The following is a 14040-nucleotide window of genomic DNA, read 5'->3' as shown; positions in this document are numbered from 1 at the left end:
AGGGGACCGGCCGGGCCGTCGAGTGCGCCCTGGAGTCGCTCCCCGGTGACCTGACCGGCACCGTCCTCGTGACCTATGGCGACGTGCCGCTGCTCACATCCGAGACTCTGAACCGGCTCAGTGACGTGCACGACGCGGGTGCCGACGCGGTCACCATGATCACGGCCTTGCTCGACGACCCGACCGGCTACGGCCGGATCGTGCGCGGACCGGATGGCGCCGTGGCCGCGATCGTCGAGCAGAAGGACGCCACCGAGGAGCAGCGCTCGATCCACGAGGTCAACTCCGGGATCTACGCGTTCGACCTGGAGTTCCTGCGGGAGGCGCTCGGCGAGGTCGGGACGGACAACGCCCAGGGGGAGAAGTACCTCACCGACGTCGTCGGCATCTGTACGCGGCGGGGACTCGGAGTGCATGCCCACCTCATCGACGACCTCTGGCAGACCGAGGGTGTCAACGACAAGGTCCAGCTGGCCCGCCTCGGTGCCGAGCTGAACCGGCGGACGGTCGAGCAGGCCATGCGCGACGGCGCGATCGTCATCGACCCGGCCACGACCTGGATCGACGCGGACGTCACGATCGGACCCGACACGGTGATCCACCCGGGCACCCAGATCCACGGCGCCTCGACCATCGGGGCCGAGTGCGTCATCGGACCCGACACCACCCTCAAGGATGTGGAGGTCGGCGACGAGGCGAGTGTCGTGCGCGCGCATGCCGAGCTCGCCGTCATCGGGGCGGGAGCCAAGGTCGGCCCGTTCTCCTACCTGCGCCCCGGCAGCAACCTCGGAGCCCAAGGGAAGATCGGCGCCTTCGTCGAGACCAAGAACGCCACTATTGGCACCGGCGCGAAGGTGCCGCACCTGACCTACTGCGGTGACGCCACGATCGGGGCGGGTGCCAACATCGGCGCCGGAACGATCTTCGCCAACTACGACGGCGTCACCAAGGGGCACACCAACATCGGTCCGGGGGCGTTCGTCGGGAGCAACTCCGTCATCGTCGCGCCGCGCAGCATCGGGGACGGTGCGTACATCGCCGCGGGGTCGGCGGTCATCAACGACGTCGAGCCCGGGCAGCTGGCCGTGACCCGGGCGCACCAGCGCAACATCGACGGCTGGGTCGCTCGTCGCTTCGCCGGGACCAAGATGGCCGACGCTGCGCGCGCCGCGGCGGAGACGAAGGGCGACGAGTGATGAGCTCGATCAACAAGATGACCGAGAAGCACCTCATGGTGTTCTCCGGTCGCGCCCACCCGCAGCTCGCCCAGGAGGTGGCCGACGCGCTCGGCACCGAGCTCGTCCCGACCAGCGCCTACGACTTCGCGAACGGCGAGATCTACGTTCGCTACGAGGAGTCCGTCCGAGGCTGCGACGCCTTCGTGATCCAGAGCCACACTGCACCCATCAACGAGTGGATCATGGAGCACCTCATCATGGTCGACGCGTTGAAACGCGCCTCGGCCAAGCGGATCACCGTCGTGCTGCCCTTCTACGGCTACGCCCGCCAGGACAAGAAGCACCGCGGCCGTGAGCCCATCTCCGCGCGCCTCATGGCCGACCTCTTCAAGGTTGCCGGGGCGGATCGCCTGATGGCCATCGATCTGCACACCGCACAGATCCAGGGCTTCTTCGACGGGCCGGTCGACCACCTGATGGCGCTGCCCATCCTGACGAAGCACGTCAAGGACAAGTACGGCCACCTCGACCTCGCCGTGGTCTCCCCGGACGCCGGCCGCATCAAGGTCGCCGAGGACTGGTCGAACCGGCTCGGCGGCGTGCCTCTCGCCTTCATCCACAAGACCCGGGACATCAACCGGCCCAACGAGGTCGTCGCCAAACGCGTCGTCGGCGAGATCAAGGGTCGCGTCTGCGTGCTCGTCGACGACATGGTCGACACCGCCGGCACGATCACCAAGGCCGCCGACGCGCTGATGGAGGAGGGTGCCCAGAGCGTCATCATCGCCGCGACTCACGGGATCCTGTCTGGCCCTGCCGTCGACCGCCTGAAGGCGTGCAAGGTCGAGGAGGTCGTCCTCACCAACACCTTGCCGATCCCCGACGACAGGCGGTTCGACAAGCTCACCGTCCTGTCCATCGCGCCGCTCGTCTCGCAGGCGATCCGCGAGGTCTTCGAGGACGGCTCCGTCACCAAGCTCTTCGACGGCAAGGCCTGACGACTCGTCAGGCGCGACGGGCCTTGCGGGCGCGGTAGGCGGCGGTGTGCGCGCGGGCGGCGCAGCCGCCGTCGCAGTAGCGCCGAGACCGGTTCTTGGACAGGTCGACGACGACGTCGTCGCAGTCGTCGCCCTCGCAGACCCGGAGCCGGTCGAGCCCGCCCGCTCGGACGACGTCGACCATCGCGAAGGCGAACTCCACGGCCATGCGCTCGGCGAGCGGGGCCTCGAGGGGCGTCGCGTGGACGTGCCAGCCGACGCCATCGTGGTCGACGAGCTGGGGGACGGCGCCGGCCTCACGAAGCAGGTCGTTGACCATCGTCACGACCTCCGCCTCGCTCGACTCCCAGAACCGGCGCAGCCGCGGCCGGAGGTCGCGGACCGCCTCGAGCTCAGCGGGGTCGCGGTCGAAGCGGCCCGTCCAGGGCAGGCTCGTGAAGAACGCGTCGAGGTCCTCGATCGTCGTCAGGGTGTCGGGCGACGAGTCGCCCGGGACCGAGCCGGGCATCGTGTTGACCAGCTCGGCGCCCCATAGGAGGGCGTCCTCGGCGTCATGGGTGAACAACTCTTGACTCCTGACATCGGCGATCGGTACCGTCATGAGTCTAAACCGTTTTGCTCCTGACAGGGAGGATCTCCCGTGGCACACCGCCATCCGCTCCTCGGCCTCGGCGCGGCGATAGCGTCGTCGGCGGCCTTCGCGACGTCAGGGGCCTTCGCCAAGTCGCTGCTCATCGGGGGCTGGTCGCCGGGCGCGGTCGTCACGCTCCGCATCACCATTGCAGCGGTCGTCCTTCTCCTGCCCACCCTCTGGGTGCTCCGCGGTCGATGGGGGGTGCTGCGTCGCAGTGCGCGTCTCGTGATCGGCTACGGGCTGACCGGGGTCGCCGGCTGCCAGCTCGCCTACTTCAACGCGGTGAGCCACCTGTCCGTCGGTGTGGCGCTGCTGCTCGAGTACCTCGCCCCCGTGCTCATCGTCGGCTGGCTGTGGCTGCGGCACGGCCACGCGCCTCGTCGGCTCACCGTCATCGGCGTCATCCTCGCCATGGCCGGCCTCATGCTCGTGCTCGACGTCCTGGGCGGGATGCACCTGAGTACCGCCGGCGTTCTCTGGGGCCTCACCGCTGCCGTGTCGCTCGTCCTCTACTTCCTCATCACCGCCCAGGTCGACGAGGAGCTGCCGCCGATCGCTCTAGCCGGATCGGGGCTCACCGTCGGCGCCGTCGTGCTGTGGGGCGCCGCGCTCGTCGGGGTGCTCGACACGACCCGTGGTGCGTCCACGGTGGTCGTCGGGTCGGCGTCGGTGCCCTGGTGGGTGCCGATCCTCGTCATCTCGATCGTCGCGGCGGCGTTCGCCTATGTCGCCGGTGTCGCAGCGGTCCGCATGCTGGGCGCGAAGGTGGCGTCCTTCGTCGCCCTCTCCGAGGTGCTCTTCGCCGTGCTCTTCGCCTGGCTGGTCCTCGCCGAGCTGCCGACGCCCATCCAGCTCGTCGGAGGCGTGCTCATCGTGGCCGGTCTCGTCGCGGTCCGTGCGGACGAGGCGCGGGGGCAGGCCAACCTCGGTCCGGAACGGGTCGGCGTGGGTGCGACCGACGAGGAGGACTACGCCGCCGAGCTGCTGCCCACCGGAGCGCTGGGACAGGACCCCGTGCGCCACGGCTCCTGAGCCCGAGCGCCACAGCTGCTGAGCCCGCGCGCCTCATCCTCGCCCGGCGAAGTTCCGGAGGGTGCGGCCCGGTTTCGCCCGCACCAGCTTCGCCCGGGCGGAGTTGTGGGTGCGGGAGGGCTGGGAGCGGGCGGCTGTGTGGGAGCGGGCTCAGCGGCATACGGCATCATCGATTTCGTGCCAGCCACGGCCATCGGTAAGATCGACGGGTTGCCTCGGCGAGGGACGTTGCACGGCTGGAAGGCCGCGGGTCCGTGATCGACGCGGTGGACCCTGGACTCCGGTCCGGTCCGCCTGCGTGCGTGCGGACCGCGAGCCACCCGCGCACCGTCCCGCGTCGAGGCCCACACCGCAGCTCACCACCGAGACTTCAGGAGTACCCGTGTCTGACGCCACCAAGCTTCTTGCCGAGAAGCGCACCGAGTTCGGCAAGGGCGCCGCCCGCAAGATCCGGCGCGCCGGCAACATCCCCGCCGTCATGTACGGCCACGGCACCGCGCCGGTCCACATCTCGCTCCCGGGACACGACACGTTCCAGGCGCTCAAGCACACGAACGCGCTGCTCACCATCGTCATCGACGGCGACGAGCAGCTCGCCCTGGCCAAGGACGTGCAGCGGGACCCGATCAAGCCGGTCATCGAGCACGTCGACCTCGTCGTCGTCCGTAAGGGCGAGAAGGTCACCGTCGACGTCTCGGTCCACCTCGAGGGCGAGGCTGCCCCCGAGACTCTCGTCACCCTCGACCACAACACCCTGCAGCTCGAGGCACTCGCGACGAACATCCCCGACAACGTCGTCGTCTCGGTCGAGGGCCTCCAGGCCGGCACGCAGATCCTCGCCGGAGCCGTGCAGCTGCCAGAGGGGTCGACACTCGTCACGGACCCGGAGGCGCTCGTCGTCAACGTGACGCAGGCCATCTCGGAGGAGGCCCTCGAGGCGGAGCTCGCCGAGGCGGAGGCCGAGGCCGGCATCGAGCACGAGGTTGCCGGCGAGGAGGCCGGGGAGGCTGCCGCAGGGGAGGCGGCTGCGGAGGGCGAGCCGGCCGAGGGTGCTTCCGAGTCCAGCGAGTCCTGAGTCGTTTGCTGATCCGGCGCCGACAATTGTCGGTGCCGGATCAGCCGCACCATCGAGCGAGGGAGGCCATGGATACCTGGCTCGTCGTCGGACTGGGCAACCCCGGCGCGAACTACGCCGGTAACCGCCACAACGTGGGCGCCATGGTCGTCGACGGGCTCGCGTCGCGCCACGACCTCGGCTCGCACGCGGTCGACCGACTGGCCGCTCGGCGTCGGGGCGCCGACGGGGCGGCCGCGTTCAAGGTGCACAAGGCCCGCGCGCGGGTCGTCGAGATGCGGCTGCGCGTGCCGGGCCCGAAGCTCGTCCTGGCCGTCCCCCTGACCTACATGAACGTGTCAGGTGGCCCGGTCGCCGGGCTGATGAAGTACTTCGACGTGCCGGTCGAGCGCCTCATCGTCGTCCACGACGAGCTCGACATCGAGGCCGGTGTCGTGCGGCTCAAGCGCGGTGGTGGCGAAGGGGGCCACAACGGGTTGCGTTCGATCAGCCAGTCGATCGGGTCCAAGGACTACCTGCGCGTGCGGGTCGGCATCGGTCGGCCGCCCGGTCGCCAGGACCCGGCAGAGTATGTCCTCAAGGACTTTTCGAAGGCAGAGAAGGCGGAGCTGCCGTTGCTGCTCGACGAGGCCGCTGACGCGATCGAGGCGCTCGTCGAGGTGGGCCTGGTCGACGCCCAGCAGCGGTTCCACGCGCCGCGCTGACGCCGCGGCCCGTCACTGCTGCTGCACGGCGCCCTCGCGAGCCAGCCCCCGGGGGCGGGCGAACTCTCGGATCGCGGGCGCGACGGGGCGGCCCTCGAGCAGGCCAATTGTCGATCCCGCCCCGAGAGCCTTGGCATACATGGTGAGCGCGCCGTCCACGGCTTCGACCGTCTGCTGGATGTCGTCGTCCGTGTGGGCCGCCGAGATGACGAGCGACTGACCCAGCACTCCCCGCCGGAGGAGCTCCTGCAGGAAGAGGGCACGGTAGGCCTGCGACGGCTCCCCGGCAGCATCCTTTGTCACGAACACCATGCACGAGGGGCGTCCCGCGGCGAAGACATGCTGCTCCACGCCGTGCGCCCGCGCGACCTGCATGAAGCCCTCACGAAGCTTCTCGCCCTGCGCCTCCATGATGGCCACGATGTCGCGCTCGCGGTAGGCATCGTTGACAGCCAGGTAGGCCGCCAGGCCGGTGGTCTCGGCGCCATGCGTCGTCGACAGGAGGAAGGCGCGGGAGCGGTCGGTGTTGAGCCCGCCGAGCTCCATGAGTTCCCGTCGCCCGGCCAACGCCGAGATGGCGAAGCCGTTGCCGAGGGCCTTGCCCCACGTGGATAGATCCGGTGTGACGCCGTAGAGCGCCTGGCCGCCGCCGAGGGACCAGCGCATGCCGGTGATCATCTCGTCGAAGACAAGGACGAAGCCGTCGCGGTCGGCGAGCTCCCGCAGCCCCTGGAGGAAGCCCACGGCTGGTTCTGTCAGCGCCGTTGCCGGCTCGAGGAAGACCGCGGCAATCTGGCCGGGATGGCGATCGAGGATGGCCTCGACGGAGCTCAGGTCGTTGTACCGGAAGCCCACCGTGAGGTCACGATGCCCCTGCGGAATGCCGGCGGCCATGCCTGTCGTCCCGATGAACCAGTCGTCGGTCGAGAAGAAGGGATGGTCCTGGCAGACGGCCACGAGGTCGCGGCCCGTCGCTGCCCGGGCCAGTCGTAGCGCTGCCGTGGTGGCGTCCGAGCCGTTCTTGGCGAACTTGACCATGTCGGCGGTCGGCACCTGATCGAGGAACCGCTCGGCTGCATCGAGCTCCCACCGGCTCGGCCTCGTGAAGCTGACACCCTGCTGGGCAGCGCGACACACGGCGTCGACGACGGGCTGGTAGCCGTGGCCGAGGGTGACCGAGCGCAGCCCCATCCCGTATTCGACGAACCAGTTGCCGTCGACATCAAGGACGCGTGCGCCCTCTCCGCGAAGGAGCACGGGAGCCATGTCGTCCGGGTACTGGTCGGAACCGCGCGCATAGGTATGGGCTCCGCCGGGCACCATCCGGTGCAGGCGCTGTTGAGCCTCGTTGGACCTGGAGAACTGCATCGGCGCTTCGCTCTTTCGGCCGTGTATGCGATGGTTTCGACGGTAACCGACCATGATGCGCGCCGCAGGAAATTGCTGAGAACGGTTGATTCCGTGTCGGACCCGTCACCTGACCCCTAGTATCGCGACGTGATGTCTGCATCCCGAAGGGTGCAGCGCGCAGCGCTTGTCACGGGGGCGTCCACCGGAATCGGGCGGGCGATTGCGTTGGTGCTGGCGGCCGAGGGCTACCTCGTGTGGGCCATCGCCAGGCGCGCAGAGCTCCTGAACGACCTGGCCGCGGAGGCGCGCGGCCGAATTTGCGCGTGGCCAATGGATGTCACCGCCACGGACCTGGGTTCGCTCGTGGCTGCAGTCGGGCAAGAGACGACCGCCTTCGTGGCCCTGGTGCACTGTGCCGGTCAGATCGCGACGGCCGCATGTCGGCAGTCTGATGATGCACTCCTGGCCAGGCGGCTCTTCGAAGTCAACACGATCGCCCCCTACCGGTTGACGGCGGCCCTGCTGCCGCTGATGGCTCCCGGTGGGACGGTCGTGTTCCTCAACTCGACCCGCGGGCTCGACGCCGGGCCGGGCGTCGCGGAGTACGCCATGTCGAAGCACGCGCTCAAGGCGCTCGCCGACTCGGTTCGCTTCGATGCGAACGAGCGTGGGGTACGTGTGACGAGCGTCTACGGGGGCCGGACTGCGACACCCATGCAGCAGGCGATCTATGCAGAGCGCGGGGAGCCGTACGACCCCGAGAGGCTGCTGCAGTCGGAGGACCTGGCTCGGGTCGTCGCCTGTCTCCTCAACCTCCCGCCGGGGACCGAGGTGCCCGACGTCACCGTGCGGTCGGCGTCGCGGTACTAGGAGGTACTGGGCGACGCCGGGGTGCCGTCAGAGCTCGAGAACGACCTTTGCCGCGTGGAACGCCTCGGCGTAGCGGGACTTGCACTCAACCCCGCGCAGTCTCATCAGGCCGAGGAACAGCTCGTCATCCCACCAGTCCCGCTCCAGCTGCGACGCGTAATGCGCGTTGAGCAGGTCGACCTTGCGCCTGGCCTCTTCCTCCGAGAGGGCGACGTAGTGCGTCGGGGGTCGCAGGTCCGCGTCCCACTTCGGGATCTCGTACTGCAGGATCAGCTGGTCGCGCCACACCGTGCTTGCGAGTCGTCCGACGAGGCGATGGTCCTGGTGGGCGTCGTCGACACTGGGGCAGAGCACGAGATCCGGCTCGAACCGACCCGAGAGGTCGTGGAGGAACTCCTTCACCTCCACCCAGTGTCCCGGAAGGCGGCCGTCCGGAAGCGTGCCCGACTCGAGCTCCGCGCCCGGGCAGAAGGCGGGCAGGGCAGCCGCCGCCTCAGCCGCCCGCTCGGGTGACCCGGTGAGGATCGCGCCGCGCAGGGTGATGTCCGGTCGGCCCGCAATCTTGAGCAGCGTTCCACCGCAACCGATCTCGATGTCATCGGGATGGGCGCCCAGGGCAAGGACGCGAAGCGGTCCCGGCGGTGTGGTGAGGCCGATCATCAGCGGGGGCTGACGTGCTCGAGATGGTGCTCGCCTGGCCGCGATGGCATCAGGACCAGGTCAGGCTGCATGCAGACACCCCTACGGTTCGTGGCGAACGGGACCCATGGTGGCACAGCGTGGTGTTACATGGCTCCGAACGGCAGAAGCCAGCAGCGGAGGGTCGAAGCGGTGGACTTCAGAGAGACATCGATCCCGGGAGTGGTGGTCTTCGCGCCCACCCCTCACCGCGACGAGCGAGGCTTCTTCTCAAGGACTTTCGATGCCGCCGTGGCCCGGCAGGCAGGTGTTGACCCGGACTCCTTCCTCCAGGACAGCATCTCCAGATCCCGGCTCGGCGTCATCCGGGGGCTGCACACGCGGGTGGGGCGCGGTGAGGGGAAGCTCGTCCGATGCTCCTCGGGCGCGGTGTTCGACGTGGTGGTGGACCTGCGGCCAGGGTCCCCGACCTTCGGCCAATGGCTCTCCTTCGACCTGGATGGGGACAACCAGGTCTCGGTGTACATCCCGGCTGGCTGCGCCCACGGGTTCCAGGCGCTCGCCGACCCGGCCGACGTGGCCTACCGGATCGATCGGGAGCACGACCCGGCGGAAAACCTGACCATCGCCCACGATGACCCGGACCTCGCGATCCCGTGGCCTTTGGCGGCCACCATTCTCTCCGAGGCGGATCGGGCGGCCCCGCCAATGGCCGCACTCGGTGACCAGTTGCGCCGCATCGCGGCTAGGACACCCTGATCGTCGGCCGCGGGTGCACGATTCACGGCCTCGGGGAGAGTGATGACCTCGATGGGAAATTCGGACATTTCTGAATAAGGCGGACGACTTCTGAGGTTTGCCCGAATCCCGTCAGTGTCGCGGGTCACACTGCTCACGTAGCGCGGGGGCGTGGGCGTCGAGGGGTGGGAACTGCCGTGAAGGTGACCATTTTCGGACTTGGCTATGTCGGCACGATCACCGCTGCCGGACTGGCATCACAAGGCCACGAGGTCGTCGGTGTCGATGTCGACGCGTCGAAGGTGGAGCTCGTCAGTCGGGGCATCAGTCCCGTCGTCGAGCCGGGGATCGACGAGTTGGTGGCAGAAACCGTCGCAGCCGGCTTGCTCCGCGCGACAAGTGACGTGGCAGACGCGCTGGACGGTGCTGAGGTCTCGCTGATCTGCGTAGGCACTCCCTCCCTGATGCGGGGGGAGACCGACCTGTCATACGTCTCGCGCGTCCTCGACGCGATGCGCGACGCAATGGGACGGGTCCGGCCCCCGAGTTCCGGCGTGCACTCCGTGGTCATCCGATCGACGGTCCCGCCGGGAACTGGAGCGTCAGTCGTTGCGCCCGCTTTTGCGCCGGATCGGCTCCCTCCGGGATGGTCTGTGGAGACAGCCATGTGCCCCGAGTTCTTGCGTGAAGGCTGCGGCGTCGAGGACTTCTTCAACCCGCCCTTCGTCGTGGTGGGCTCGGAGGACCCATACACCAGAGAGCTGCTCGCAGAGTTGTTCGGCTTCCTCGACTGCGGCGTGCATCACGTGGACGTGCCGACGGCGGAGGCGCTCAAGTACGCGTGCAACGCCTTTCACGCCGTGAAGATCACCTTCGCCAACGAGATGGGGCGCGTGTTCTCCCAGTGCGCAGTCGACTCCCGCAGGGTGATGGAAATTCTCTGCGAGGACCGGAAGCTCAACATCGCGCCGGCCTACCTCCGCCCGGGGTTCGCCTTCGGAGGCTCCTGCCTTCCAAAGGACCTGCGGGCGCTGCAGCACCTGGCCCGGCACATGGCCGTCGACGTTCCGCTCATCAGTGCAACCACCGTGAGCAACGAGCTTGTGGTCCGCCATGTCGTGGACCGGGTCCTAGCGACCGATCACCGACACGTGTGCCTGTTGGGCCTCAGTTTCAAGATGAACACCGACGACCTCCGTGAGAGTCCCAGTCTCGAGCTTGCCGAGCGACTCGTCGGCAAGGGCCTCGAGGTGCGCATCTATGATCCGATAGTGAGGCCGGACCGCCTCGTGGGCGGGAACCTGCGCCATCTGCAGAGCAAACTGGCCCACGTCAACCGGCTGCTGGCTGACAGCCCGGAAGAGGCGCTGGAAGGGGCCGAGGTCGTCATCGTCGCGTCCTCCCACCCGGCGGTGCTCGGTGCGCTGGCGCGCTCGAACGCAGAAGTGGTGCTCGACACCAATGGTCGTCTGGGCGACCTCGTCGAACGCCTCCCGGGATACGAAGGGGTCAGCTGGTGAGCAGGATTCGCCCTATGCGCACCCGTCCGCGCGTCCTGATCATCGTCCAGAACCTGCCAGTGCCGTTTGACCGGAGGGTCTGGCTCGAGTGCCAAACGCTGACCGGTGAAGGCTACGACGTCACCGTGATCTGCCCCGCAGGGGAGGGGACCTGGGATGAGCGGGTCGTCGACGGGGTTCGCATCGTCCCTTACCGGGCCTACGCACCAGGCGGGTCCGCGGTCGGCTTCGCGCTCGAGTACGCGTACTCCTTCCTGGCAACGGCACGAATTGCGCTCAGGGAGCGGCGTGCAGGAGCTTTCGACGTCGTGCAGGCATGCAACCCACCCGACATCTTCTGGCCGCTCGCCCGGTGGCTGCGTCGTCGGGATGGCTCACGGTTCGTCTTCGACCACCACGACCTGTGCCCGGAGCTCTACGTCTCACGGTTCGCGGACGGGCCTCGCGTGCTGCACCGTGCGTTGCTGCGGCTGGAGCGCGAGACGTTCCGTGCAGCGGACCGGGTGGCCTCCACCAACGAGTCGTATGCCGCTGTCGCAACCGGCCGTGGGGGTGTCCCGCCGGAGTCCGTCACCGTCGTCCGCACCGGACCCGACCCGAACCGGCTCCGGCGCCGCGAGGCGATGCCCGAGCTGCGACGTGGCCGAGAGCACCTCGTCGCCTACCTCGGCGTGATGGGTCCGCAGGACGGGGTCGACATCGCGCTGCGCGCGGCTGACCTCATCGTCAACTCAATGGGCCGACGCGACATCTCCTTCACCTTCATGGGTGCCGGCGACTGTCACGCGGCCTTGGTGGCGGAGCGAGACCGCTTGGGACTGCAGGACTTCGTGGAGATGCCCGGGCGTGTTCCGGACGAGACGGTGGCCGAGGTCCTGTCGACTGCGGATGTCGGCGTCTCCCCGGACCCGCTCAACCCGCTCAATGACGTCTCGACGATGAACAAGACGATGGAGTACATGTCCTTCGGGCTGCCGGTCGTGGCGTTCGATCTCACCGAGACACGAGTCTCGGCGCAGGACGCCGCCCGCTATGTCGAGCCGAACGACGTCACCGCCTATGCGCGTGCCCTCGTCGACCTGGTGGACGACGCTCCGGCTCGCGCGGCGATGGGGCGCCGGGGACGGGAGCTCGTCGAGAAGCAGCTGGCCTGGCAGCACCAGCAGGTCGGCTACCTAGCCATCTACGACGAGCTGGTGGGTCGAGCGAGCCGCAGGCGCGGACGCACCCTGCCCATCCGCACGTCGACCGGCACTCCGGAGACGTCAGCGACGGGGACGCCGAAGACGTCGGAAACCCCGGAAACGTCCACGGCGCGGGAGTCGGTCGGACACCTCGCAGCCACGGAGGCGTGACCATGTGCGGGATCGCCGGCGCCTTCCAGCAGCCGGACGGCAAGACTGCGGTCAGCACCATGACCGACCGCATCGGTCACCGGGGGCCGGACGCGAGCGGCATCGTCGAGCTGGTGTCCCCCGACAGCGCGGTGGTCCTCGGCCACCGTCGCCTCTCCATCATCGACCTGTCCTCCGCCGCCGACCAGCCGCTCGCCAAGGATGGGTTGACGCTCACCTACAACGGCGAGATCTACAACCACCGCGAGATCCGGCGCGAGCTGGAGGCCGCCGGTGTCCGATTCACCACGCGCTCGGACACGGAGGTCGTGCTCGAGGCCTGGCGGCGCTGGGGCGCTGACTCACTGAGGCGCCTTCGCGGGATGTTCGCGTTCGCCATCCACGACGAGAGGTCCGGGAGCCTGGCGCTCGCCCGAGACCCGTTCGGGATCAAGCCCCTCTACGTCATGCCCAGGGGAGAGGGCATCCTGTTCGCCTCCGAGCTCAAGGCGCTCCTGGCCGCGGTGGGCAGCGAGCTGGTCATCGAGCCGGCGGCGATGGTCGCCTCGGCGCTCTACTACTGGGTGCCACAGGAGTACGTCCCCGTTCGTGGCGTGCACAAGCTGCCTCCGGGGACGTGGTCGGAGTACCACCGCAACGGGAGGGTGACGTCCGGAACCTACTGGGATGCCGCTGCGGAGGCTGCACGCGCGGCTCAAGGGCCAGCGGTCGACCTGCGCGAAGTGCTCACCTCCTCGGTGGAGGCGCACCTCGTCTCTGACGTGCCCGCTGCGTGCTTCCTCAGCGGTGGGCTCGACTCGAGCATCGTCACCGCCCTCGCCCATCATCGCGACCCCTCCATTGAGGCCTACACCATCGCGTTCCGCCCGGAGGACAACCGGCTCGAGGCGATGCCCGACGACGCCCGCTACGCGCGCCAGATGGCCGCGTACCTCGGGATGCCCCTCCACGAGATCGTGATCCGGCCCGACGTCGTCGAAATGCTGCCTCGCATGGTCGATGTCCTCGATGAGCCGATCGGCGACCCGGCGGCGATCAACACGCTGCTCATGTGCGAAGCGGCCCGGCAAGCCGGGGTCAAAGTGCTCCTCTCGGGCATGGGCGCTGACGAGCTCTTCGGTGGCTATCGCAAGCACCTGGCGATGCTCATGAGCGCGCGCTACCGCCGGGTGCCCGGGCCGGTCCGCTCGCTGGTCGGACCGACGGTGCGGGCACTCCCGGTCGCGTTCGCCGGCCGCGGACTGCGCACCGTGCGGTGGGCCCACCGGTTCCTCACCTTCGCAGAGCTGCCCGAGGAGGAGGCATTCCGCCGCAGCTACACCCTTTACGACCGGGACGAGCTGGCGGACCTGCTGGACCCGTCGCTCGCCGCGCATGTCGACGGGGTGATCGACAGCCACCGCCGCATCTACGAGGACAACAGCCTGGAGGACGAGGTCGCCCGCATGTGCCTGGCCGACACCCGGATGTTCCTTCCCGGCCTCAACCTCGCGTACACCGACCGGGCGAGCATGGCCGCCTCCACTGAGGTCCGGGTGCCTTTCGTCGATCCGGCCGTCTTCAGGGCGGCATTCTCGCTCCCCGCCTCCGAGCGGATCCGTGGTCGGCAGCAGAAGGCAGCGCTGAAGGATGCAGCGCGAGCGTGGCTGCCCGACGAGATCATCGACCGTCCCAAGGCGAGCTTCGGTGCGCCGCTCCGGGCCTGGGTGTCCGGTGACCTGCGGGAGCTCGTGGACGACGTCCTGATCGGTGGCCAGCTCGTGGCGACGGGTTTCCTTCGGAGCGAGCCGCTCCGGCGTCTCGTCGAGGACCAGCGCGCCGGTCGCCGCGACGAGGCGAAACAGGTGTGGCAACTGCTCAGCCTCGAGCTCTGGTACCGGAACGCCCGCGCTGCCGGTGTCTCGGTGGGCTAGCGAGGAGAGCCGGACGATGCAACGACAGAAGGCG

13 protein-coding genes are annotated in these 14040 nt (G+C 68.8%); 10 read left to right on the top strand and 3 right to left on the bottom strand.

What is annotated here, in order from left to right:
* Positions 1–1196, top strand: a 1196-nt coding sequence (glmU, locus tag VIR15_RS19795) for a bifunctional UDP-N-acetylglucosamine diphosphorylase/glucosamine-1-phosphate N-acetyltransferase GlmU (protein ID WP_331930955.1), incomplete at its 5' end; no start/stop codon positions are given.
* Positions 1196–2176, top strand: coding sequence for a ribose-phosphate diphosphokinase (locus VIR15_RS19790; RefSeq protein ID WP_331930953.1), 981 nt, complete (start codon positions 1196–1198; stop codon positions 2174–2176). The genes glmU and VIR15_RS19790, both read left to right, overlap by 1 nt.
* 7 nt (positions 2177–2183) lie before the next feature.
* Here VIR15_RS19790 and VIR15_RS19785 read toward each other — a convergent pair whose 3' ends face one another.
* Positions 2184–2777, bottom strand: coding sequence for a CGNR zinc finger domain-containing protein (locus VIR15_RS19785; protein WP_331930951.1), 594 nt, complete (start codon positions 2775–2777; stop codon positions 2184–2186).
* A 39-nt stretch (positions 2778–2816) separates the two neighbouring features.
* Here VIR15_RS19785 and VIR15_RS19780 point away from each other — a divergent pair, with 39 nt between their 5' ends.
* From VIR15_RS19780 to pth, 3 genes are all read left to right on the top strand, one after another.
* The gene (locus tag VIR15_RS19780) at positions 2817–3842 is read left to right on the top strand and encodes an EamA family transporter (RefSeq protein ID WP_331930949.1); all 1026 of its coding nucleotides are present in this window, start codon (positions 2817–2819) and stop codon (positions 3840–3842) included.
* Between the two features lie 382 nt (positions 3843–4224).
* The gene (locus tag VIR15_RS19775) at positions 4225–4917 is read left to right on the top strand and encodes a 50S ribosomal protein L25/general stress protein Ctc (RefSeq protein WP_331930947.1); all 693 of its coding nucleotides are present in this window, start codon (positions 4225–4227) and stop codon (positions 4915–4917) included.
* 68 nt (positions 4918–4985) lie between these two features.
* On the top strand, positions 4986–5621 hold the full coding sequence (pth, locus tag VIR15_RS19770) for an aminoacyl-tRNA hydrolase (protein WP_331930945.1): 636 nt from the start codon (positions 4986–4988) through the stop codon (positions 5619–5621).
* A gap of 12 nt (positions 5622–5633) precedes the next feature.
* Here pth and VIR15_RS19765 read toward each other — a convergent pair whose 3' ends face one another.
* Positions 5634–6989 (bottom strand): glutamate-1-semialdehyde 2,1-aminomutase, encoded by a 1356-nt coding sequence (locus VIR15_RS19765; RefSeq protein WP_331930943.1) that lies wholly within the window; start codon positions 6987–6989, stop codon positions 5634–5636.
* Positions 6990–7121: 132 nt separating this feature from the next.
* Here VIR15_RS19765 and VIR15_RS19760 point away from each other — a divergent pair, with 132 nt between their 5' ends.
* Positions 7122–7841, top strand: a complete 720-nt coding sequence (locus VIR15_RS19760; RefSeq protein WP_331930957.1) for an SDR family NAD(P)-dependent oxidoreductase — start codon at positions 7122–7124, stop codon at positions 7839–7841.
* Between the two features lie 27 nt (positions 7842–7868).
* On the opposite strand, the gene VIR15_RS19755 is transcribed toward VIR15_RS19760, so the two are convergent.
* A complete protein-coding gene (locus VIR15_RS19755; RefSeq protein ID WP_331930941.1) occupies positions 7869–8501 on the bottom strand; it encodes a PIG-L deacetylase family protein in 633 nt (210 codons plus the stop codon).
* A 171-nt stretch (positions 8502–8672) separates the two neighbouring features.
* Between VIR15_RS19755 and rfbC the strand changes: the two genes are divergently transcribed.
* The 4 genes from rfbC to asnB all read left to right on the top strand — a co-directional run bounded on the left by rfbC (position 8673) and on the right by asnB (position 14006).
* On the top strand, positions 8673–9239 hold the full coding sequence (rfbC, locus tag VIR15_RS19750; RefSeq protein ID WP_331930939.1) for a dTDP-4-dehydrorhamnose 3,5-epimerase: 567 nt from the start codon (positions 8673–8675) through the stop codon (positions 9237–9239).
* A gap of 176 nt (positions 9240–9415) precedes the next feature.
* Positions 9416–10738, top strand: coding sequence for a nucleotide sugar dehydrogenase (locus tag VIR15_RS19745; protein WP_331930937.1), 1323 nt, complete (start codon positions 9416–9418; stop codon positions 10736–10738).
* 14 nt (positions 10739–10752) lie between these two features.
* On the top strand, positions 10753–12093 hold the full coding sequence (locus VIR15_RS19740; protein ID WP_331930935.1) for a glycosyltransferase family 4 protein: 1341 nt from the start codon (positions 10753–10755) through the stop codon (positions 12091–12093).
* A gap of 2 nt (positions 12094–12095) precedes the next feature.
* The gene (gene asnB / locus VIR15_RS19735; RefSeq protein WP_331930933.1) at positions 12096–14006 is read left to right on the top strand and encodes an asparagine synthase (glutamine-hydrolyzing); all 1911 of its coding nucleotides are present in this window, start codon (positions 12096–12098) and stop codon (positions 14004–14006) included.
* Positions 14007–14040 lie beyond the last annotated feature (34 nt).

Source organism: Intrasporangium sp. (genome assembly GCF_036566125.1).
In the GTDB taxonomy this organism is placed as follows: domain Bacteria; phylum Actinomycetota; class Actinomycetes; order Actinomycetales; family Dermatophilaceae; genus Intrasporangium.
The sequence above is the reverse complement of the archived record's forward strand: the minus strand, read 5'-3'. Positions and strand labels throughout refer to the sequence as shown.